This is a genomic window from Psychroserpens burtonensis DSM 12212, assembly GCF_000425305.1.
In the GTDB taxonomy this organism is placed as follows: domain Bacteria; phylum Bacteroidota; class Bacteroidia; order Flavobacteriales; family Flavobacteriaceae; genus Psychroserpens; species Psychroserpens burtonensis.
Genome location: NZ_AUDE01000025.1, coordinates 13,724 through 37,499, shown reverse-complemented (window position 1 = coordinate 37,499; position 23,776 = coordinate 13,724). Strand labels below are relative to the sequence as shown.

The window sequence follows — 23,776 nt, the reverse complement described above, 5'->3', positions numbered from 1 at the left end:
TTAGTTCGTCGCTTTTAGTTTTCCACTTTTAACTTTTAGTTTTTTTAAACGAAATTCTTCTCTCCAGCTGTATAAAACGGGTACAATAAAGTAAGATGTAATATCAATCAACATTCCTCCAAATATTGGAATAGCCATAGGTATCATAATATCACTTCCTTTTCCTGTGGATGTCAATACAGGTAACAATGCAAGAATAGTAGTTACTGTAGTCATTAAACACGGACGAATACGCTTTTCAGCAGCTTGTAAAGTTGACGCTCTAATACCTTTTTTATCTGAAGGTTTTTCTCGTTCAAATGTCTGTGTGAGGTATGTTGCCATAACGACACCGTCATCTGTAGCAATGCCAAATAGGGCTATAAAACCTACCCAAACAGCAACACTTAAATTGATGGTTTTCATATTAAATAGGTCGCGCATATTCTCTCCAAAGAAGCTAAAATTGAAAAACCAATCTTGACCGTATAACCAAATCATAATAAAACCTCCTGCAAATGCCACTGTAATTCCAGTAAACACCATTAACGATGTCGTTACAGATTTAAACTGAAAATAGAGTATCAAGAAGATAATGGCTAGTGCAAGTGGGACCACAACAGACAATGTTTTCTCTGCTCGTAACTGATTCTCATAAGTTCCTGTAAATTCATAACTGATGCCTTTAGGAACAGTTAATTCTCCTGAATCTATTTTCTGCTGAAATAAGGCTTGCGCATTTTCAACAACATCAACTTCTGCAAAACCATCTCGTTTATCAAACAAAACATAACCTACTAAAAAAGTATCTTCACTTTTAATAACTTGTGGACCTTGCTCATAGCGAATGGTGGCCAATTCACTCAACGGAATAGGACTTCCTTTTTCTACAGGAATATAGATGTCTTTAATATCTTCAGGATTCCCACGTAACTCCCTTGGATAGCGTACACGAATACCATAACGCTCTCTTCCTTCAACGGTTTGGGTTAGTACCATACCGCCAATGGCAACTTTTAGAACACTTTGAACATCTTCAATAGACAGGCCATAACGGGCTATTTTTTCTCTATTAATATCAATTAGCAAATACGGTTTGCCAACAATTCTGTCGGCAAAAACAGCTTCAACTTTAACACCTTCTGCTTGCTTCAAAAGACTTTCTAATTGTAATCCAAAAGCTTCAATTTGTTTTAAATCTTGTCCTTTGACCTTTATTCCCATTGGTGCTCGCATGCCCGTTTGTAGCATGACCAATCTGGTTTCTATAGGTTGTAATTTTGGTGCAGAAGTAACACCTGGTAACTTCGTGACTTTTATAATTTCATTCCAAATATCATCTGGATTGTTAATCTCTGGTCGCCAGTTACGATAAAATTCGCCATCGCTATCTTCAATTAACTGAGAATGTTCAACTTTAGTGAGATGTATGTTTTCTGAATTATTTGGATTTGTAATAAAATGGCCCTCTTTAAGTTCAAACTCTCCCTTATTATTAACTCTATAACGTTGCCTTTTCCCATCTGAATTCCGCATATATTCAGATTTATATTGAATCATGTTTTCGTACATCGATAAAGGCGCAGGATCTAAAGCCGATTCTGTTCTACCGGCTTTTCCTACCACAGTTTCAATTTCTGGAATGGTAGCAACAGCCATATCTAATTGCTGAAGCACGCGCTTGTTTTCTTCAACTCCAGAGTGAGGTAACGAGGTTGGCATTAATAGAAAAGATCCTTCGTTTAAAGAGGGCATAAATTCCTTACCTGTCGTATTCATAATCAATACTCCAGAAATAAGAACGGTTGTTGGAATCACAAAAAACAACAGCTTGTTGGCTAAAGCCCATTTTAAAAGTTGTCCATAATACTTTCTAAAAACAGAAAATACCCCCAAAATTCCGAAGCAAATAATAGCTACAAAAACAAGGTTAACTAAGATGCTGCGATCAAAACCCAAAGGTCTCCAATATTCTGCAAGCAGGAATACAATAGCAGCCGAAGAAATAATAATATTTATTAGATTGACCTTGTTCTTTTCTAGTTTGCCCAAAATACCAAGTAGACCAGTAATTCCAAAAGCAATTACAATAATGCCTAACCAGTACCCACTTATTATAATTACTATTCCAGCAACTATTAAAGCGCCATTTATTATATACTTAAATGAATTTTTTAATGTTGTTTTTCTGAATAAATAAGCTGCTAGTGGCGGAATTATAAACAAAGCAATAACTAACGATGCTGATAATGCCATCGTTTTGGTGAATGCTAAGGGTCTAAACAGTTTTCCTTCGGCACCAATCATTGTAAATACAGGCACAAAACTTATAATTGTTGTTAATACAGCAGTTAAAATAGCGCCAGAAACTTCAGCAGTAGCATTATAAATGACTTCGTTTATGGTAAATGCAGTTCCATCTTCACGTAGTCGTAATTTTTCATCATCGAGATGACGGATCATATTTTCTGCTAATATGACGCCCACATCCACCATAGTTCCAATGGCAATCGCAATACCTGAAAGTGCAACAATATTGGCATCTACGTTACATAGTTTCATCGCTACAAAAACCATTAAAATAGCAACAGGCAATAACCCAGAAATTAATAAGGATGCTCTTAAATTAAAAACCATCACGATAATCACCAAAATGGTAATTAATATTTCTAGGGTCAATGCTTCGCTAAGTGTTTCTAAGGTTTCTTCGATAAGTTCTGTGCGATCGTAAAAAGGAACGACTGTTAATTGAGAGGTGCGTCCATCTGCCAGTACTTTAGTTGGTAAACCACCTTTAAGCCCTGCTATTTTTGCTTTAACATTAGTAATGACTTCCATTGGGTTGGCTCCATATCTAGCTACTACAACACCACCAACGACTTCGGCACCTTCTTTATCTAATAAACCTCTTCGTGCAGCAGGACCTAAGGACACTTTAGCAATATCTTTAATCTTAATGGCTGTAAAATCTTCCGAAGTAACCACCGCGTTTTCAATATCTTCAACCGATTTCACATAACCTAAACCTCGTACTAAATATTCAACTTGATTGATTTCTAAAGTTTGCGCTCCAATGTCTTTATTACTTTCCTTAACCGCTTTAACGACTTGACTTAAACCAATATTATATTGTCGCATCAGTTCTGGATCGACATCTACCTGGTATTCTTGCACATAACCACCAATTGAAGCCACTTCAGAAACACCACTTGCAGAGGATAAAGCGTATTTCACATAGTAATCCTGTATACTTCTTAACTCTTGTAAGTCCCAACCACCAGTAACGTTTCCGTTTTCATCACGACCTTCTAATGTGTACCAAAATATCTGACCTAGTCCTGTGGCATCCGGACCCAGAGCAGGATTAATCCCTTCGGGTAATAATCCGCTTGGTAGCGAATTTAGTTTTTCTAAAATTCTACTTCTGCTCCAGTAAAACTCAATGTCTTCCTCAAAAATGATATAAATACTTGAAAAGCCAAACATAGACGAACTACGAATGGTTTTTACTCCAGGAATTCCCAACAGGGAAGTGGTTAAAGGATACGTAATTTGGTCTTCTATGTCCTGTGGAGATCGACCATCCCATTTAGTAAATACGATTTGTTGGTTTTCTCCAATATCAGGAATTGCATCTACCGCTACAGGATCACTTGGTAAAAATCTGGTATCCCAATTAAAAGGTGCATGAACAGTTCCCCACCCTACAAAAAGGACCAGTAGCAGTACTGCCACGAGTTTGTTTTCTATTAAAAATTTGATGCTTTTATTTAGCATTATTTTGGATTATTAAACAGTTAGACATTGGCGATCTTGGAAAATACCGCATACAAGAAATTATCCTTATAACATTACAGCTATAGGATAACACAGTCTATTATTTAAAAATCAAATTAAATACGTCTCATCAAGCTTGAAGATTTGCCTTATGACGAGTGGTGGTTTGTACTCTTCAAATGAAGATGCGTTATTATCTATGCCTTCAAAAAGGTTAATAGAAGTATAAACAAACGAGGTTATAAATACGTGCTGTTCAAAAGAAATAGTATCAACTTGGAGTTGTAATTCGTCTTGACCATCCACAACTACTTGTTCGTCGTTACAGCAATTCTTTTTTGTAATAGCACAACCTTCATTTGAAGGCATTTGCATCCCCATTCCGCATCCTTTTGCTTTATGGAACAGAGCAGTTTCTACCAAAGTATCACCACAATAATGCATATTAACAGTGAATGACATTGTAGATAATAATACTACAAAAGACATTAACAGCGACATTATTTTATGTGATAGTTGCTTCATACTAATAACAAAGTTAAACAAAAGAAATTAGCATTACTATAATTACCGTTTGATTAACAGTTTAACTCTTCAGTTTATAGTAATAAAACGCAGGAACAAGAAGTATTAAGAATATAGGCTGAATGAGAAATCTTCTAAAATTAAAAAACAAATAATAGTCTTCTTTTCTTGGATGAATAACGAAATACAGAAAAAATCCAATCAGTATCACATACGCAATTACATAAATGAATAGTGAGAACTTGACAATGGATTTATCTCGAAAAAACAGATAAATAATACCCAAAGATATAAGAGTATTTAATACAAATCGTAATGTTGTAAAGAGCGTTAGTTTTAAAATTTCTCGACGCGGATAATCCATATGCAAATAATCACTCTTAAAAAATGAGAGATAAGGATCGTAAAACAAATCTTGCTCAAATGCTCGAATTAAAATGAGTAATCCAAATAAAACGAAAAGCAATAAGTAAGTTATAAGACTACGCATATTGTTTTCTATTTTTTGAAAATCGATTGACCCAAAACATCCAGAGTACAAAAACCATCCCGTAGATTATCATGGGGAATATAACCGTATGCAAAACATCTTTTCGCCAAGGATAATTATATAATCCAATAGATAAAATAGCAATTCGCATGAGGTTTACAATATAAATAAGTGTACTTCCAGTTAAAATATAAACAAACGTCGGTTTAAACTTACCAGCAAATGCAATTATAAATGAGACAAATAAAATAATAACACTTATAGAATTACAGCCCTCTACTACTCTGGCTACAAATTTTGAATTCACCAGTAATTTCATAGATGGCTCATCTGGATGCGCAACTACCTTAGCATCATAGCCTAATGTATTTATGAGAGACTCACTCTGTTTCGCTACAAGATTAGTAAAATAGTCTGGGTAAAATCTTGAACCATTTGAGAAATCAAGATACAATTTATAACCTATTGTAAGGACCACATAAACCATAAGAAAGGTCAATATGAATTTTACGACAGATTTATATTTAAGAAGAAGTGCTTTCAAAAATTATAGATTACTTTCAGTTAAAATTATACAAAATGAATCTAGAAATTGCACTTTTTAAATACTTTTACCAAAATTTATGAAACCTATGATTTTTGAATCCCTAAAGCCTGCAGTTGAAACAATAGTAGCCGATACTTCTAAAACAGTAGATGAACGTTTATTATCAATATGTCAACTACTTGAAAACAAGATAGACTGCTACAACTGGGTCGGTTTCTATTTTAAAAATGGAGATAAAAACGAACTAAAATTAGGACCTTATGTTGGTGAACCTACAGATCATACGATTATTCCGTTTGGAAAAGGTATTTGTGGACAAGTAGCAGTATCTAATAAAAATTTCGTCGTACCAGATGTTGCTTCTCAGGATAATTATATCGCCTGCAGTATTACGGTCAAAGCAGAGATTGTAATTCCTATTTTTGTGAATGGAGAAAATATGGGGCAAATTGACATTGACTCAAATACTCCAGACCCTTTTTCTGTGGAAGATGAGCGCTTTTTGGAGTTCGTTTGTGAGCAGGTTTCGAAAATCATCTAAAACATTCTTTCTCGAAGGCTCAAAGGCACAAATTTTACTTGGGTCGATGTACGTATTGTTTTTCTAGGTTTAAATAAGCACTGAAAACTGATACTAAAACTGTTAACTAATCTACATCCCAGTCCTAATCGCCTCAACAGGATCTAATTTAGAGGCAGAAATTGCTGGTATTATTCCAGAAATTAAGCCAATAAACGTTGAAAGCCCAAAACCAAGAAAAATATTGAAGAACGACAAAACAAATTCAAAGTCTAGTGCAGCATTAGCACCTAAAGATACCAGCCAAACCAAAATTATCCCAATGATACCTCCAAGAACAGATAAAATTACAGCCTCAAACAAAAACTGAAACAAAATAAATTTATTCTTAGCACCTAAGGATTTTTGAATTCCAATGAGGTTGGTACGCTCACGTACACTAACAAACATTATATTAGCAATTCCAAATCCTCCAACTAATAATGAAAACCCACTTATTAGCCAACCTACACCATTTAAAGTCGAAATAATTCCATCAACAAGGTCGGTTAAACCAGACAACTTGTTTATAAAGAAATTATCCGGTTCACCGGCTTTAAGACCTCTATAAACTCTATATTTCTGTTTTAAAAGGGCTTCAAAAGCACCAATATCTGCGCTTTTTTCAGGTTTTATAATAACTGCTCCAGGCAAACCACTTGCACCTCCATTTTGGAAACGTCTTACAAAATTTGCAGGCACGAAAGCTTTCTCATCAGGAGAATCACCTAAGCCATTACCCATTTTTTTTAGTACACCAATAACTGTTAATTTCCTACCGTAGGCTCTAACCGTTTTTCCAACTGGATTTACATTTCCGAAGAGATTCTCAGCAGTGCTACTTCCAACAACCATAACATTTGATCCAGAAATAGATTCAGATTCATTATAAAAACGACCAACAGATAATTTTAAATTTTCAATATCATAAATACCATTAGATACAGGTGTTATTTTGACTCCAGAAACCGTATTACTTTCAAATTTAATATTTTCATTTCCACCGAAAATCACATATGCAATCGCATCAATATTTGGTACATTGCGCTGTATAAACTCAAAATCATCATAATCTGTCTGTGGGAAATTATCTCGTTGCCAACGGGGCACTTCAGTTGGCCCAAAAGAAAACTTGGTTAAGTACATTGTATTCTTATCCAAACCACTTAATTTATCCTTAATACTTTTGTCTAAGGAATCAACCGCTGCTAAAACCGCAATGATGGAAAAGATACCAATTGTAATTCCTAAAAGCGACAAGAATGTTCGCAGTTTATTATTACGTAATGCATTAGTAGCAAATGAAAAACTTTCTTTAAATAACCTTAGATAAACAAGCATGTGATTGGTTTGATTTCCCAGTTTGATTCTGGAAATATAAAGATAGGACGTTTTCAACAATTTATTGTTACAAAAAATTGAAACAAACTGTATTTTCAACTTAAATAAGGGTTTGATATTATGTATTTTTACGCTTTAATTTTCACAACGACGACTTATAATCACAACACAACGACAACAACTTTAAAATGAGCAACAAAAAAACAATTAAATCTGCATTAATTTCGGTTTTTAGTAAAGACGGACTAGCACCCATTGTTAAACAACTAGATGAACAAAATGTAACCATTTACTCTACAGGAGGAACAGAAAAATTCATCAAAGATCTAGGTATTAAAGTCGTTCCTGTTGAGGACGTGACGTCTTATCCTTCTATTCTTGGCGGACGCGTAAAAACATTACATCCAAAAGTTTTTGGAGGTATTTTAAATCGTCAAAACCATGAAGGCGATGTCGCAGAAATGATTGATTTTGATATTCCGCAGATAGACGTGGTCATCGTAGATTTATATCCTTTTGAAAAAACAGTAGCCTCTGGAGCTGCAAATCAAGATATTATTGAAAAAATTGATATTGGAGGTATTTCGCTTATTCGCGCTGCAGCAAAAAATTATGCAGATGTGATTTGCGTATCGTCAGTAGATGATTATTCAGAATTTTTAGAACTTCTAAAATCAAAAAACGGTGAGACTTCCGAAGATGATAGAAAACGATTTGCTGCGAAAGCCTTTAACGTGTCGTCGCATTATGATTCTGCGATTTTTAATTATTTCAATGTAGATCATAGCATCCCTTCACTTAAAATTAGCGAAACTAACGGACAAATATTACGTTATGGAGAAAACCCTCATCAACGTGGTTTTTTCTTCGGAAATTTCGATGATTTATTCACGAAGCTCCACGGAAAAGAATTAAGCTACAACAACCTCTTAGACGTTGATGCAGCAGTAAACTTAATGAATGAATTCAAGAACGAAGCTCCAACTTTCGCAATCTTAAAACATAATAATGCCTGCGGATTTGCACAGCGCAACAACATTCACCAAGCTTATGTAGATGCATTGGCTGGAGACCCAGTTTCTGCTTTTGGAGGTGTTTTAATCGCTAATACTGAAATTGATAAAGCCACTGCCGAAAAAATCCATACATTGTTCTGTGAAGTGGTCATAGCTCCTTCGTTTTCAGAAGAAGCATTAGAAATTTTAAAAGGTAAAAAGAATCGTATTCTTTTAATATTAAATGATGTTGAATTCCCAGAAACTACGGTTAGAACTTGTCTTAACGGAGTTTTAGTTCAAGATAGAAATAGTAAGACAGATAGTATTGCAGATTTAACCCATGCAACGAATACTAAACCAACTCAAAGCGAGCTAGATGATTTAATATTTGCTTCAAAAATTTGTAAGCATACAAAATCTAACACGATTGTTTTAGTAAAAGACAAACAACTGTTAGCCAGCGGAACAGGACAAACTAGTCGTGTGGACGCACTTAACCAAGCCATCCATAAAGCACAATCTTTCAACTTCGATTTAAAAGGTTCAGTGATGGCTAGTGATGCATTTTTCCCATTTCCAGATTGTGTTGAGATTGCAGACAATGCAGGAATTACAGCTGTAATACAACCTGGAGGATCAATTAAAGACCAATTAACAATTGATTATTGTAACGCACATAATGTAGCAATGGTGACAACTGGAACTCGTCATTTTAAGCATTAAACTGATCCTTAAAAAAAAGAGATTTTAGAAATTAATTTTTTACTCACTTTTAAACATCTAAAACCGAAAAGTAAACGTTTAACCTTAAAAAGTTAAACACTTAATTTTCATATGAATTGAAATAGAAATAAACCGTAAATATTTCGTAAGTTTTATTACTTTTACAACACGCCAAAAACTGAACACAATAACACCCTCATAATACTTATAATAACATATGGGATTTTTTGATTTCTTAACCGAAGAAATAGCCATAGATTTAGGAACTGCAAACACGCTTATCATTCACAACGATAAGGTTGTTGTTGACAGTCCATCTATAGTAGCAAGAGATAGAATTTCTGGAAAAATAATTGCAGTTGGAAAAGAAGCCAACTTAATGCAAGGTAAAACACACGAAAATATCAAGACGATTAGACCTTTGAAAGATGGTGTAATTGCAGATTTTGATGCCTCTGAGCAAATGATAAGCATGTTTATCAAGAATATTCCTGCTTTAAAAAAGAAACTATTTACACCTGCATTACGCATGGTCGTTTGTATTCCTTCTGGTATTACCGAAGTTGAAATGCGAGCGGTAAAAGAATCCTGTGAACGTGTCAATGGTAAAGAAGTCTACCTAATTCATGAACCAATGGCAGCAGCAATTGGTATTGGCATTGATATCATGCAACCAAAAGGAAACATGATTGTTGATATAGGAGGTGGTACGACAGAAATCGCAGTTATTGCACTTGGCGGAATCGTTTGTGATAAATCTGTAAAAGTAGCGGGTGATGTATTTACTAACGATATTATTTATTACATGCGCACGCAACACAACTTGTATGTTGGTGATCGTACTGCGGAAAAGATAAAAATCCAAATTGGTGCAGCTACAGAAGATTTAGATATGCCACCAGAAGAAATGAGTGTTCAAGGTCGTGATTTATTGACTGGAAAACCTAAACAAGTTCAGATTTCTTATCGTGAAATTGCGAAAGCACTGGACAAATCGATCTTAAGAATTGAAGATTCTGTAATGGAAACTTTATCACAAACACCTCCAGAATTAGCAGCAGATATTTACAACACAGGAATATATCTTGCGGGAGGAGGATCTATGTTACGAGGTTTAGATAAACGTTTATCTCAAAAAACAGACTTACCTGTTTATATCGCAGAAGACCCCTTGAGAGCGGTTGTTCGTGGTACAGGAATTGCACTAAAAAATCTAGCTAAATTTAAAAGTGTATTGATAAAATAAGAATAACAATACCAACTTAGCATGCAACAAATTTTAAACTTTGTCATTAGAAACAAAACCTTCCTTTTGTTTCTTTTGCTGTTTGTCATCTCTTTGGGATTAACCATACAATCACATTCTTATCATAAAAGTAAATTTATAAATTCTGCTAATTTTTTAACTGGTGGCATTTATGAAAGCGCAAGTAGTGTTTCAGATTATTTTGATTTGAATGACCAGAATGAAATTCTTCTTCAAGAAAATAATAGATTGCGTTCTCAAATTTTTAATAGTAGTGATTCCATATTAAAAACAACGGCATATATTGATAGTGTTTCTTTTAATGGTCGATATCGAGTTCAATCGGCAAAAATTATCAACAATAATTATTCGTCATCCAAAAATTATTTGACAATAAATAAGGGCGAGAAAGATGCTATTAAAGAAGATTTTGGTGTTATCACGTCAAAAGGAATTGTTGGCATTATTGATAATACGTCTAATGGCTATGCCAGAGTATTATCTATTCTTAATATTAAAAGTAGAATTAATGCGCAATTAAAGGCATCTAATCATATAGGCTCTTTAAAATGGGATGGCAAATCTTCTGCAACAACAGTTCAATTAGCAGATATATCAAAATTCGCACCTGTTAAAAAGGGTGATTCTATTATGACTGGTGGACAATCCACGATATTCCCCAAAGGGATTCCAATTGGCACCATTGAGTCCTATACTTTAGATAGTAGTGGAGACACGTACACCATCCAAGTGAAACTATTTAATGATATGACAAACATTTCGCATGTCTACGTCATTGAGAATTTAGATTCCGAAGAAATTAAGCTTTTAGAAAATCCAATTGATGAATAGCGTTAACATAAATAGCATCATTAGATTTGTGGTATTAATACTAGCGCAAGTACTTGTATTCAATAATATTAACTTTTTGGGTAATATTAATCCATATCCATATATCTTATTTATTTTATTATTTCCAATTAATAATAACCGCACGCTCTTTATATTTTTAAGCTTTATGTTGGGACTGTTTGTAGATTTATTTTCAGATTCTGGAGGAATTCACGCTGCAGCTTGCGTCACTATAGCATTTATAAGACCACCTGTTTTAAAATTTACCTTTGGAATGATTTATGAATACCAAACCATCAAATTCAATAACACCGAATTTAGTAGCAGAATCGTATATTTCTCTATATTGGTTGTCATCCATCATCTTATTATGTTTTTACTAGAAATCTTTAACATTTATAACATAATTTTTGTTTTACAAAAGACTTTGTTTTCTAGTATTTTCACTATTTTACTCTGTGCACTAATTTCTATACTTTTCAGTAACAAACAGCGATGAGAAAAATTCTACTTTTATTAACCGTTATTATCGTAGGACTCTTATTTATTTCTCGTTTGTTTTATCTACAAGTCTATAAACAAGAAGCGTATAGTTTGTATGAAGATACTGCTATTAGAAAAGTCTTTGACTATCCAAAACGAGGTTACGTCTATGATAGAAACGGAAAACTATTAGTAGCCAATCAACCCTCATACGATGTGATGATTATTCCTAGAGAGGTTGAGCCTTTAGACACTTTAGAGTTTTGTCAACTCTTAAAGATTACTAAAGCAGATTTCTTAAAAAAATTTAACAGAGCTAAAAACTACTCACCAAGATTACCGTCACCTTTTGTGCCGCAATTATCAAAAAAAGATTATGCAGTACTTCAAGAAAAAATGCGAAAGTTTGATGGGTTCTATATTCAGAAAAGATCATTACGTGATTATCAAACCTCCATTGGCGCAAATGTTTTGGGGGATTTAGGAGAAGTTAATCAACGCACTATAGAAAAACAACCTTACTATGGCTTAGGAGATCTCATTGGTAAACAAGGGATAGAACTCTCTTATGAAGATGTTCTTAAAGGTATAAAAGGTATTAAATTCATTCAAAAAGATAGATTTAACAAAAATATTGGCCCTTATAAAGAAGGACGATTTGATACCTTACCTCGACCAGGAAAAGACATTAAAATCACCATTGATGCAGAGCTTCAAAAATACGGTGAGCTTTTAATGACCAATAAACGTGGTGGTATTGTTGCTATCGACCCCTCAAATGGGGAAATTTTAGCCTTAGTTTCTGGACCCAGCTACAATCCAAATTTATTAGTGGGACGAAGTCGTTCTAAGAATTTCACAGAATTGTATCGTGATAGTATTGCCAAACCCTTATTTGATAGAGGTCTTCAAGCACAATATCCCCCAGGATCCCCTTTTAAAGTTATCAATGCGCTCATTGCACTTCAAGAAGGTGTTATGACGCCTACCGAAAACGTATCGTGCAGAATGGGGTACTATTATGGAAGCAGAAAACTTACTGGCTGTCACCACCACAGGAGTCCTGTAGACATGAATTCAGGAATAGCACTATCCTGCAACGCCTATTTTGTCACTGCCTATCGTAAAATAATTGATAACCATCCAGATACTGGAAAAGGCATGAATATTTGGGCCGCTCATGCTAAAAGTTTCGGACTAGGAGATTATTTAGGATATGATTTACCTGTTGGTCAAAAAGGCAGGATTCCAGATGGTGATTATTACGACAGAGCGTATGGTGCCAATCGTTGGGGTTCAACATATGTCGTTTCTAATGCTATTGGCCAAGGAGAAGTTGAAGCAACTCCAATACAGCTTGCTAATATGGTTGCCGCTATTGGAAATCGTGGCTATTATTACACCCCTCATATCATAAAAGAAATTGAAGGTGATAGCATCCCAAGTAAATTCACAACTCGAAGACAGACAACCATAGATAAGCAACATTTTGAACCAGTAGTTCAAGGTATGTTTGATGTTTATAACATAGGAACTGCCGCCTCACTTCGTATTCCTGGAATTGATATCTGCGGAAAAACTGGAACAGCAGAAAACTTTATTAATATTGATAGTGTAAAAACGCAATTAACAGACCATTCCATTTTTGTGGCTTTTGCTCCAAAAGATAATCCGAAAATTGCCATCGCAGTTTTTGTAGAAAACGGATATTGGGGAAGCCGGTTTGCCGGACGAATGGCAAGTTTAATGATTGAGAAATATATCAATGGTACTATTACCAGAACAGATATGGAAAATTGGATTTTAACACATAGTCTAGAAAATGAATATGCAAAACCATATTCTGGAAAACCTTTTAGAATCAATGGAGAAACGACACTTCAAGTTATTGATAAAATACAAGCACCAAAAGATGATGATATTAATAATTCTATAAATATCATTACAAATAGATCTAAATTATAAACATGCATAGTAGAGAGCATCAAAGAAAATTTGGGTTTGACTGGATAATCATTGTATTATTCCTACTGCTTGTAGTGTTTGGTTGGCTTAACATTATGTCTGCTTCTCACGAAGGTGAGATAGGAAGCTATTTTGACATGAGCCAATTGTATGGCAAACATGCTGTATTTGTTGGCCTCACATTTGTTCTTATTATTTTAATTCTATCGGTTGAAGCCAAATTTTATGAGCGGTTTGCCAGTGTAATTTATATTATCGCCATGTTGGCGCTTGTTGGTTTATTTATCTTCGGAAAAGATGTTAATGGAGCGCGCTCTTGGTACGGAATTGGAAGTATGACCATACAACCAAGTGAGTTTGCCAAGTTTGCTACCGCTTTGGCTGTTGCCAAATACATGAGCGATCTTCAAACTAATATGTCCACTATTCTAGATCAATTAAAGGCGGTTGCCCTAATTATGCTGCCAGCAGTTTTAATACTATTACAAAATGATGCAGGAAGCACTATTGTGTATGCATCATTCTTCTTTGTATTCTATCGCGAGGGACTTCAGCAAATATATCTAGCGATTGCAATATCTGCCATCGTATTAGCAGTTCTAGCGTTAAAGTTTGGGATCTTAATTACTGGTGTCATAGCAACTATAGGAGTTTTTAGTAGTTACTTTTTCCGAAGAAAAAAGCGCGCATCACTACTCCAATCTGTAGTTATATTATTGGTTTGCATTTCATTTTCTGCAGGCGTTCGTTTATTCTATGAGCATGTTTTAAAACCTCATCAACAAAATAGAATTAGCCTTTGGTTACGTTTAGAGAAAGATCCAGCCAAATTAGAGAGAATGAAAAAAGAAGAAGCCTATAATCTCATCCAATCTGAGCAAGCTATTAGTTCTGGTGGATGGGCAGGAAAAGGATTTCTTCAAGGCACAAGAACTACAGGTAAATTTGTACCAGAGCAACATACCGATTATATTTTTAGCACAGTTGGTGAAGAATGGGGGTTTTTAGGAAGCACTTTTGTTATCATCCTATTTATGGCTTTAATCATTAGAGTGCTCTATCTTGCAGAATCCCAAAAATCCATATTTAGTCGTGTTTATGGCTATGGAGTCGCTTCCATACTATTTATTCACTTTACAATTAATACTGGTATGGTAATGGGATTAATTCCTACAGTTGGAATCCCACTACCCTTTTTTAGTTATGGTGGCTCTGGGCTTTGGGGTTTCACTATTTTACTATTTATATTCGTGAAGTTAGATAGTAATAAAATTAATGAGTGGTAATAAAAAACTGCCCATATGACAGAGGCAGTTTACATTAAATTCAAATAAACGCTAAAATCATAAACGTTTTACTTATTCTCAATTAAATTAAAAAGACACTAAGTAATATAAAAATTAGTCTAACATTACTTAGTGTCTTGAAGGCCATTAGTATTTAAAAATTAAAACTCTTTAAAAATTAATTTTAAAACTAATGCTAATATTGAAAGGTAATGTAGTCGAAATTGGCTAATTCAAACTAATTTAAATTTTCAATAAATTTCTTTTATAATTTTTCTCTTTTCAGTTAACCCATTGTTTCAGTGTAAATATAAATAGATATTTCCATATATTTTTATATATGTTTTTTATGATATGTATAAGTAATAATTATACAAAAAAAAAGGAGCTATAGTGTTTATAGCTCCTTTCATATAGTTTATTCTTTAGTTTTACTTTAAACTAGCCAAACTACTTTTTATAGTCTCAATCATCGACAAAGCATCTGCTTCTTTTTTCTTTTCTGAAGTAACAACTTGCTCTGGAGCTCCAGCGACAAAACGCTCGTTTGAGAGTTTCTTTTGTACCGATTTTAAAAATCCTTCGGTATAATTCAACTCGTCAGTTAGTTTCTTAATCTCTGCCTCTACATCAATACTTCCTTCCATCGGGATAAAGTACTCATTAGATTTTACACGATACGTAAGCGCACCTTCAACAGCTTCTGTAACATATTCAAAACTATCTAAATTACCTAGTTTAGAAATCACTTCATCAAAAGTTGAAGCAACGTTCTCATTATTTACTGCGGAAAAACCGATAGCATCCTTAAACGCAATATTCTTCTGTTTTCTAATATTACGTATTCCTGAAATAACGTCTGAAGCAAAATCAAATTCTAAAATTAACGCATCATTTATTGGTTTAGCTTTTGGCCATTCTGCAATAATCAAAGCCTCTTCTGGAGAACGCTCTTTTAAATAATGCCAAATTTCTTCAGTTAAGAAAGGCATGAATGGATGTAATATTTTAAGAATATCTTCAAAAATTAAGTTTACACTTTCTAGAGTTTTGGAATCAATTGGCTGCTGATAAGATGGCTTAATTATTTCTAATAACCAAGACGCAAAATCATCCCAAATCAACTTATAAGTAGCCATCAACGCATCACTTAATCTATATTTACTAAAGTGATCTTCAATTTCTGCCAGCGTTTGTTGAAACTTAGACTCAAACCATTCTATAGCTATTGCGCTAGAGTTTGGTTGGCTGATAGTCTCATCTACTTCCCAGCCTTGAACTAATCTAAAGGCATTCCATATCTTATTTGCAAATTGTTTTCCTTGCTGACATAAATCTTCATCAAACATTAAGTCATTTCCCGCTGCAGAACTTAATAACAAACCCACTCTAACTCCGTCGGCGCCATACTCTTCAATAAGCTTTAAAGCATCTGGTGAATTACCTAAAGACTTAGACATTTTACGTCGTTGCTTATCTCTTACTAATCCTGTGAGATAGACATTTTCAAAAGGTTTTTCATCTCTATATTCGTAACCAGCAACAATCATTCGTGCTACCCAAAAAAACAAAATATCTGGTCCTGTCACTAAATCATTGGTTGGATAGTAGTATTTTATTTCCTCATTTTCTGGATTTCTAATTCCGTCAAAAACACTTATTGGCCATAACCATGAACTAAACCAAGTATCTAGTGCATCTGTGTCTTGACGCAAGCTATCTGCTGTAAGCTCTTGACTTTTAGACGCTACCCTTGCAAGCATAACAGCTTCCTCAATATTTTCTGCAACGACGTAGTCTTCTTTTCCGTCACCATAGAAATAAGCAGGAATTTGTTGCCCCCAAAGTAACTGTCTTGAAATATTCCAATCGCGAATATTCTCCATCCAGTGTCTATAAGTGTTTTCAAATTTCTTCGGAAACAGCTTCACGTCACCATTTTTTAAAACAGCATCAATAGCAGGCTTAGCTAGATCTTCCATCTTAAGGAACCATTGGTCGCTTAATCGAGGTTCTATGATTGCCTTTGTGCGTTCAGATGTTCCTACTTTATTGACATGGTTTTCCGTTTTTGTCAAAACACCAGAAGCTTCCAATTCTTTGGTTACTAAATTTCTAACGACGAAGCGATCTTGTCCTTCAAAGTGCATTCCGAAGCTATTCAAAGTTGCATCATCATTAAAAATATCAACAACCTCTAATTTGTGCTTATCTCCTAAAACCTTATCATTTTCATCGTGAGCAGGTGTTACTTTTAGGCAACCTGTTCCAAACTCAATATCAACATACTCATCTTCTATAATAGGAATAATCCTTCCGCAGATAGGAACAATCGCTTTCTTGCCTTTTAAATGTGTAAAACGTTCATCTGTTGGATTGATACAAATTGCAGTATCTCCAAAAATAGTCTCAGGACGGGTTGTCGCTATCGTTAATTTCTCATCACTCCCTTCTATTTTATATTCCAAGTAATAAAGCAATCCTTGCTTTTCAATATGAATCACCTCTTCATCAGACAAGGTTGTCTTAGCTTCTGGGTCCCAATTAACCATGCGATACCCTCTATAAATCAAACCCTTGTTGTGCAAATCAACAAACACTTTGATCACAGCTTCACTCATATCATCATCCATCGTAAACTTTGTACGATCCCAATCACATGAGCAACCTAACTTTTTTAATTGTTCCAAAATGACACCTCCATACTCCTCTGTCCATTCCCAAGCATGTTTTAAAAATTCTTCACGAGATAAGTCATTTTTATCAATGCCTTTAGCTTTTAACTTAGCCACTACTTTAGCCTCTGTAGCGATAGAGGCGTGGTCAGTTCCAGGAACCCAACATGCGTTTTTTCCTTGCAAACGAGCACGACGAATAAGCACATCTTGAATAGTATTGTTCAACATGTGTCCCATGTGTAGTACACCAGTCACGTTTGGAGGTGGAATTACAATAGTATAAGGCTCTCTTTCATCTGGAGTAGAATGAAAATAATTATGGGACATCCAGTAGTCGTACCATTTACCTTCTACTGCTTGTGCTGAATATTTTGATGGAATTTCCATACTTTGGTATTGTTTTTGCTTTTAATTGACAAAAGTACTTATATTTCTTTTTTAGCGAAATGAATACTAGAAATAATGACCGCTTAATTCGTAATTAATGTTAATTAAAGGGTTATACATCTAATTTATTTTGCGGTATGCCAAAAAGTAAGTAATTTTGATACTATCAATTTAAAACTTTAAATGATGAAAAAATTAGTAGCAATTTTATGCGTAGCTTTTATAAGCTTTGGGGCATTAGCTCAAGAGAAAGTAGCCAAAATAGAATTTAAAACAGACGTAATAGATTACGGAACAATAGAAAAAGGTTCTGATGGTGTAAGAATATTTGAATTCACCAATACCGGAAATGCACCTTTAATTATAACTAATGTAAAGTCAACTTGCGGTTGTACTGTACCTAAAAAACCAGATGGTCCCATTTTACCTGGAGAAACTGGAAAGATTGAAGTTAAGTATGATACTAACAGAGTTAACCCAATTAGAAAAACAATTACAGTAACTTCTAATGCAGACACTCCTAATGTAGCTTTAAAGATTAAAGGTTTGGTTATAGATTCAAGCAAGACTAATGTTTTGGATAAAACTGAGAAAAGCGTAATGGAGCAATAAAAACATTACACCTACAATATAGTAATAAGAACTCTCTAATTTGGGAGTTCTTTTTTTTTGAATACATCTTCTAATTGAAACTCTACATTTATTACTTTGTTACCTCGTTCTATTTTAAGCCTAATAGTTTTTCCTACTTTACCTCTAAAACAGCGTGTTACTTCTTGTAATTTTAACTCATATGCTTGCTTCCCGTTTATAGAAATGAGGACATCACCTTCGAGTAAACCTGCTTTTTGGGCTGGTGAATTTTGTCTAACTTCAATTATAGTGTATGCAGGTTTTAAACCTACACGATAAGATTTCACTGTTGAAATATTAATGTTATCTTCATTAGATCGACCATAATTATCTAAACTCTTATTTTTAACAGATTCTTTTACTAATCTAAAACCGTGTTGCTCTAAAACAATACCACTTCTATTATATCGAAACTCGGCATTGAAGTTGCCATTCTTTTTTAGAGTTAGTTTAGCGCTCTTGTAATCAAAAATAATATTAAACCGTCTCAAAATTTCAGCAGATAAACTTCCATTTCTACCTACTATTCTTTTAGCGTGTTTGATTGCTGACGAATCTGGAAAAGCTGTATTCACATTCTTTAATGTAAAATCTTTGAGCCTAAAAGCACTAATTTTAGAGCGCTTGCCATGAACATTACCACTCAATCCTTTTCCTAGAAAATCCTGAAAATAGTTATTATTTTCAGCAGTAATACCAAGATTATCATCTTCAAAAAGCCATAAGGCGTCACTACTCCCCGTATCTATCAACAATTTCACAGGCAATACATCCTCACCTAAGGTCACTTCCCCATCAACATACGGTTTGTTATTATGAAAAGAGAGCGCAAACGTTTCACACTTTCTACAAGGTTTATATGTGTAGCTTTCTCTCTTGTTTAACTTAATGACTTTAGACTTGTAATTAATCTCTACTATAAAATCTTTAAATAAACTATAGCCAATAATACCATGAACAGAAATACCTAACATGGGTGTGAAATTTATCTCTTGGTCAAATACGACATAAAGCTCTTGGTTAACGTTAACAGCATCACCAATTTTAAAAAAATTATTTTTTGACCTTAGTGCTCTAACAGTTTCTCCTTCTCCTAGACCACGCAAAAATATAGTCTCCACATTGTTCATTTTAAGAGAATCTGTATTGGTGATATTAAATAATATTGGTTTACCTACACCTGTATCTAGCAAAAAAGATAATTCAACACCATTAATTTCTACAGGCAACACAATAAGATTATTTATAAGTTGAAATTTAATCTTGTCTTTTTGTTTTCCAGGTAAATTAAATTCGCCTTGCGCAAAAGAAAAGGACATGCTAAAAAGTATAATCCAAGTAAAGAAGTCTATTTTTCTAGTATATTTCATAAGTATAAATACTAAGTTACAAATCTTTATTTCATAGTTTGTTTTTTACCTTTGTTTTAAATAAACTTTAAGATTATTTTCAGAACTTTACATTCTTAAATCACAATTATGCCAAGAATTTCTAATAAGGGAGTTTCAATGCCAGAATCTCCAATACGTAAGCTAGTCCCTTTTGCTGAACAAGCATATAAAGAAGGAAAAACAGTTTATCATTTAAATATAGGTCAACCAGATATTAAAACACCTCAAGTAGCATTGGATGCAGTTAGAGTGCATTCATTAGATATTTTAGCTTACACGAGATCGGAAGGATCGGAAGGTTACCGTATTAAAATAGCAGATTACTACGCGAAAAACGATATTCATGTTAAACATGATGACATTATTGTAACCACAGGTGGTAGCGAAGCGCTTTTATTTGCCTTTGGTACCGTTATGGATGTAGATGATGAAGTTATAATTCCAGAACCGTTCTATGCAAACTATAACGGGTTCTCAACGGCCTCTGGTGTAAAAGTTGTTCCAGTAATTTCTAAAATTGAAGATAATTTCGCATTACCTCCTATTGAAGAGTTTGAAAAATTAATTACACCTAAAACGAAGGCTATTCTAATTTGCAATCCTGGGAATCCAACGGGTTATTTATATTCTAAAGAAGAAATAAAGAAATTAGCGCGTATCGTAAAAAAACATGATTTGTTTTTAATTGCAGATGAAGTCTACAGAGAATTTGCCTATGATGGAGCTACCCATTACTCAATTCTTCAAGAAGAAGGATTAGAAGATTATGCTATTATCATTGACTCCGTATCAAAAAGGTACAGCATGTGTGGCGCTCGTATTGGTTGCTTAGTATCAAAGAACAAAGAGGTTATTAAAACTGCTTTAAAATTTGCACAAGCGCGATTGAGCCCACCAACATTAGCACAAATAGCTAGTGAAGCAGCATTACAAACTCCTCAAAGTTATTTTGATGATGTTATTATAGAATATGAAGAAAGGCGTAACGTTTTAATTGAAGAGTTAAATAAAATTGAGGGCGTTCAAGTAGGTAACCCTAAAGGTGCTTTTTATTGTATCGCACAGTTACCAATTAAAAACAGTGATGCTTTTGCGCAATGGCTATTAGAATCATTTCATTTGAATGGAGAAACAATAATGGTGGCTCCTGCAGCAGGTTTTTATAGCACTCCTGGTGTTGGTTTAAACCAAATTAGAATTGCTTATGTTTTAAACGTAGACAGTTTAAGAAAGGCAGTACATATTTTGAAAGAAGCATTAAAAGTGTATAAAGACTAGTGCAAATTCAAAACGACATATCTTTAAAATCTTACAATACCTTTGGGATTGATGTCAAGGCAAAACACTTTGTATCGGTCAACTCGGTAGATGATCTAAAATCTATTTTCTCTTCGGAAAAATTTTCGCAGAAATTTATTTTAGGAGGAGGTAGCAATATGTTACTTACTAAAGATATAGCTGCGTTAGTAATTCATTTAAATATAAAAGGTAAAACTGTATTAGAGCAAACTGAAAATGATGTATTTATTAAATGTCAAGCTGGCGAAAACTGGCACGAGTTTGTCCTTTGGACCTTAGATCATAATTTTGGAGGATTAGAGAATTTATCATTAATTCCTGGAAATGTCGGCACAAGTCCTATTCAAAATATAGGTGCTTATGGTGTTGAATTGAAAGATACTTTTCACTCTTGTGACGCTCTAAATTTAAATACTTTAGACGTAGAAACATTCTCTAATACTGAATGTGAGTTTGGGTATCGAAATTCGATTTTTAAGCAACAAGTCAAGGATGACTTCATTATCTTGAATGTCACCTTTAAATTAACTGCAAATACGCATAAACTTTATACTAATTATGGAGCGATTACTTCAGAATTAGAAAACATGAATATCGATCAACCAACAATTCAAGATGTGTCTAAAGCAGTAATTACGATTAGAGAAAGTAAACTTCCAAACCCAAAAGAGATTGGAAATTGTGGAAGTTTTTTTAAAAATCCGGTAATTACAAAAAAAGAATTTTTGAAACTTCAGAAAAACTTCCCTGATGTACCTCATTATATAATTTCAAAAACCGAAACAAAAGTTCCCGCAGGCTGGCTTATAGAACAAGCTGGCTTTAAGGGGAAAACATTTGACAATTATGGTGTTCATAAAAAACAGGCTTTAGTACTAGTCAATTATGGTGGTGCAAGCGGAAAGGACATTCTAGAACTTTCAAAATTAATTCAAAAAACTATTGTAAGAATTTTTGGAATTCATATTGAAGCTGAAGTAAATATTTTATAAGAAAAAGCCTCAAGTTAATGAGGCTAATATTTACTATAGAACAGTATTGAGAATGCTATTAATCAATTTTCCTTTTGGAAGAAAAAAATTCTATTCCATAGAAATTATATGTTAATGGATTAAATTTTATTTTAGTATTATTTTACTAATTTTACCGTTTTAGCATATGTACGATTGAAACCTAATTTTAGACGTTTCACAACCTGTTTTTTTAAAAAAATATTTTAACACATAATTTTTGAGCACTTCGTTAGAACAACAAATAGTAGAATTACTCGCAAATGGCGATAAAAAAGCACTTAATCTTCTTTATGAAAATTATTCAGACAGTCTATATGGTGTAATTTTAAAAGTAACTATTAACGAAGAATTAGCTCAAGATGCCCTTCAAGAAACATTTATCAAAGTCTGGAAAAATGCTAAAAAGTATGATTCAAAAAAAGCTAAATTATTTACATGGCTATACAGAATAGCAAAAAATACTGCCATTGATAAATTAAGAAGTTTTAATAATAGATTTGAAAAAGAAGTCCAAATTGATAAATCAAACGTATATATTTTACCAACAGCAAATTTAAATCAAGATGTGTTAGATTTAAAAGAGCATGTTGCGCGACTAGACGAGAAATATCAAATCGTTTTGAAAGCCTTGTTTTTTGAAGGGATGACCCAACAAGAAGCTAGTGATGGGTTAGATATCCCATTAGGCACTATTAAGTCTAGATTAAAAATTGGACTGCGAGAACTTAAAAAAGTTTACGATCCAGAAAAAAAATAAAAATGGAAAAAAAATTACATACATTTTTTAAATCTGGTTTACTAGATAAATACATACTAGATGACATTTCTGCTTCAGATAGTCTAAAAGTAGAACATTATATTGACACTTACCAAGAAGTTAAAAATGAGTATCTAAAACTGCAAGATCATCTTCAAATTTTGGCTCAAGTTGATGCCGTAGAAACTCCTAAATTTATTTTAGACCAAATACTAAATGAAGTTAATGAAGATGCTACTGCTGTAATTCAAATGGAGACTTCACATCGTAAAACCCCTTGGTATAGTATTGCTGCAAGCATTATAGCTTTACTTTTCGCTGGTGCTTCATATATGATGTATCAACAAAATAACGAGTTACGTAATGAAAATCAAGTTGTTGTAGATGAAATATTTGACTTACGAAGTGATATAGAAATCAACAATCAAAAACTTGATGATGTGATGCGTCAGTTTATGAAACTGAATAATCCAGAAACCGAAAAATATGTGCTAAGAGGAAATGCTCGCGCTAAAAACTTAAAAACTGTTGCCTACATCAATGCTGTTGAAAAGACATCTATGATTGATGTTGTGTCTTTACCACAATTAGGAGAAGATCAGTTTTATGAAGTTTGGGCTCAAATGGAAGAAGACCTTGTTAGTCTTGGAGTTATAGATCCATCTGAAAGAAAGATGCAAAATTTACCTTATTTGGAAAATGCGCTTGGTTTAAGTATTAGAATTGGATCTAAGAAGGATAATAAAACAAATTTAAACGAAGAACCTGTTGCAGAAATTGAGCTTAAAAGCAGGAATAATTAAAAATAGTTAAAAAAAAAGCCACTTTTGAATTATCAAAAATAGCT

At 33.7% G+C, this 23,776-nt stretch carries 19 protein-coding genes; 12 read left to right on the top strand and 7 right to left on the bottom strand.

Annotation, left to right across the window (positions count from 1 at the left end; genetic code table 11):
• The 4 genes from H593_RS0111840 to xrtF all read right to left on the bottom strand — a co-directional run bounded on the left by H593_RS0111840 (nucleotide 1) and on the right by xrtF (nucleotide 5,315).
• Nucleotides 1-3,756 (bottom strand): efflux RND transporter permease subunit, encoded by a 3,756-nt coding sequence (locus tag H593_RS0111840; RefSeq protein ID WP_028872646.1) that lies wholly within the window; start codon nucleotides 3,754-3,756, stop codon nucleotides 1-3.
• Between the two features lie 111 nt (nucleotides 3,757-3,867).
• Nucleotides 3,868-4,281 (bottom strand): HYC_CC_PP family protein, encoded by a 414-nt coding sequence (locus H593_RS0111835; RefSeq protein WP_028872645.1) that lies wholly within the window; start codon nucleotides 4,279-4,281, stop codon nucleotides 3,868-3,870.
• Nucleotides 4,282-4,342: 61 nt separating this feature from the next.
• Nucleotides 4,343-4,771 carry an exosortase F system-associated membrane protein gene (locus tag H593_RS20515; RefSeq protein ID WP_084142319.1) on the bottom strand — a complete coding sequence of 143 codons (429 nt, stop codon included), beginning with the start codon at nucleotides 4,769-4,771 and terminating at the stop codon, nucleotides 4,343-4,345.
• Entirely contained in the window at nucleotides 4,764-5,315 is a 552-nt protein-coding gene (gene xrtF, locus H593_RS0111830) for an exosortase family protein XrtF (protein ID WP_028872644.1), read from the bottom strand. The genes H593_RS20515 and xrtF overlap by 8 nt, the downstream gene beginning before the upstream one ends.
• An 88-nt stretch (nucleotides 5,316-5,403) precedes the next feature.
• Between xrtF and H593_RS0111825 the strand changes: the two genes are divergently transcribed.
• Nucleotides 5,404-5,859: a GAF domain-containing protein gene (locus tag H593_RS0111825; RefSeq protein ID WP_028872643.1), complete on the top strand. Its 456-nt coding sequence runs from the start codon at nucleotides 5,404-5,406 to the stop codon at nucleotides 5,857-5,859.
• Between the two features lie 111 nt (nucleotides 5,860-5,970).
• On the opposite strand, the gene H593_RS0111820 is transcribed toward H593_RS0111825, so the two are convergent.
• Nucleotides 5,971-7,218, bottom strand: coding sequence for an ABC transporter permease (locus tag H593_RS0111820; RefSeq protein ID WP_028872642.1), 1,248 nt, complete (start codon nucleotides 7,216-7,218; stop codon nucleotides 5,971-5,973).
• A 188-nt stretch (nucleotides 7,219-7,406) separates the two neighbouring features.
• Between H593_RS0111820 and purH the strand changes: the two genes are divergently transcribed.
• From purH to rodA, 6 genes are all read left to right on the top strand, one after another.
• Complete coding sequence (gene purH / locus H593_RS0111815) at nucleotides 7,407-8,939, top strand: bifunctional phosphoribosylaminoimidazolecarboxamide formyltransferase/IMP cyclohydrolase (protein WP_028872641.1); 1,533 nt, start codon at nucleotides 7,407-7,409, stop codon at nucleotides 8,937-8,939.
• A gap of 217 nt (nucleotides 8,940-9,156) precedes the next feature.
• Complete coding sequence (locus tag H593_RS0111810) at nucleotides 9,157-10,185, top strand: rod shape-determining protein (RefSeq protein ID WP_028872640.1); 1,029 nt, start codon at nucleotides 9,157-9,159, stop codon at nucleotides 10,183-10,185.
• Nucleotides 10,186-10,206: 21 nt separating this feature from the next.
• Nucleotides 10,207-11,037 carry a rod shape-determining protein MreC gene (gene mreC, locus H593_RS0111805; RefSeq protein WP_028872639.1) on the top strand — a complete coding sequence of 277 codons (831 nt, stop codon included), beginning with the start codon at nucleotides 10,207-10,209 and terminating at the stop codon, nucleotides 11,035-11,037.
• Entirely contained in the window at nucleotides 11,030-11,536 is a 507-nt protein-coding gene (locus tag H593_RS0111800) for a hypothetical protein (RefSeq protein WP_028872638.1), read from the top strand. Before mreC ends, H593_RS0111800 begins: the two co-directional genes overlap by 8 nt.
• Complete coding sequence (gene mrdA / locus H593_RS19130) at nucleotides 11,533-13,485, top strand: penicillin-binding protein 2 (protein WP_051229720.1); 1,953 nt, start codon at nucleotides 11,533-11,535, stop codon at nucleotides 13,483-13,485. The genes H593_RS0111800 and mrdA overlap by 4 nt, the downstream gene beginning before the upstream one ends.
• A 2-nt stretch (nucleotides 13,486-13,487) precedes the next feature.
• Nucleotides 13,488-14,771 carry a rod shape-determining protein RodA gene (rodA, locus tag H593_RS0111790; RefSeq protein ID WP_028872637.1) on the top strand — a complete coding sequence of 428 codons (1,284 nt, stop codon included), beginning with the start codon at nucleotides 13,488-13,490 and terminating at the stop codon, nucleotides 14,769-14,771.
• Between the two features lie 431 nt (nucleotides 14,772-15,202).
• Here rodA and H593_RS0111785 read toward each other — a convergent pair whose 3' ends face one another.
• The gene (locus H593_RS0111785; protein WP_028872636.1) at nucleotides 15,203-17,836 is read right to left on the bottom strand and encodes a valine--tRNA ligase; all 2,634 of its coding nucleotides are present in this window, start codon (nucleotides 17,834-17,836) and stop codon (nucleotides 15,203-15,205) included.
• A gap of 186 nt (nucleotides 17,837-18,022) precedes the next feature.
• On the opposite strand from H593_RS0111785, the gene H593_RS0111780 reads away from it, so the two are divergent.
• Nucleotides 18,023-18,448, top strand: coding sequence for a DUF1573 domain-containing protein (locus H593_RS0111780; protein ID WP_028872635.1), 426 nt, complete (start codon nucleotides 18,023-18,025; stop codon nucleotides 18,446-18,448).
• A gap of 35 nt (nucleotides 18,449-18,483) precedes the next feature.
• On the opposite strand, the gene H593_RS0111775 is transcribed toward H593_RS0111780, so the two are convergent.
• Nucleotides 18,484-19,839 carry an aspartyl protease family protein gene (locus H593_RS0111775; RefSeq protein WP_084142318.1) on the bottom strand — a complete coding sequence of 452 codons (1,356 nt, stop codon included), beginning with the start codon at nucleotides 19,837-19,839 and terminating at the stop codon, nucleotides 18,484-18,486.
• A gap of 108 nt (nucleotides 19,840-19,947) precedes the next feature.
• Here H593_RS0111775 and H593_RS0111770 point away from each other — a divergent pair, with 108 nt between their 5' ends.
• The 4 genes from H593_RS0111770 to H593_RS0111755 all read left to right on the top strand — a co-directional run bounded on the left by H593_RS0111770 (nucleotide 19,948) and on the right by H593_RS0111755 (nucleotide 23,732).
• The gene (locus H593_RS0111770) at nucleotides 19,948-21,138 is read left to right on the top strand and encodes a pyridoxal phosphate-dependent aminotransferase (protein ID WP_028872633.1); all 1,191 of its coding nucleotides are present in this window, start codon (nucleotides 19,948-19,950) and stop codon (nucleotides 21,136-21,138) included.
• On the top strand, nucleotides 21,138-22,151 hold the full coding sequence (gene murB / locus H593_RS0111765) for a UDP-N-acetylmuramate dehydrogenase (protein ID WP_028872632.1): 1,014 nt from the start codon (nucleotides 21,138-21,140) through the stop codon (nucleotides 22,149-22,151). Before H593_RS0111770 ends, murB begins: the two co-directional genes overlap by 1 nt.
• A 238-nt stretch (nucleotides 22,152-22,389) precedes the next feature.
• Nucleotides 22,390-22,929: an RNA polymerase sigma factor gene (locus H593_RS0111760; protein WP_028872631.1), complete on the top strand. Its 540-nt coding sequence runs from the start codon at nucleotides 22,390-22,392 to the stop codon at nucleotides 22,927-22,929.
• Between the two features lie 2 nt (nucleotides 22,930-22,931).
• Nucleotides 22,932-23,732, top strand: a complete 801-nt coding sequence (locus tag H593_RS0111755) for an anti-sigma factor (protein ID WP_028872630.1) — start codon at nucleotides 22,932-22,934, stop codon at nucleotides 23,730-23,732.
• Nucleotides 23,733-23,776: the final 44 nt, after the last annotated feature.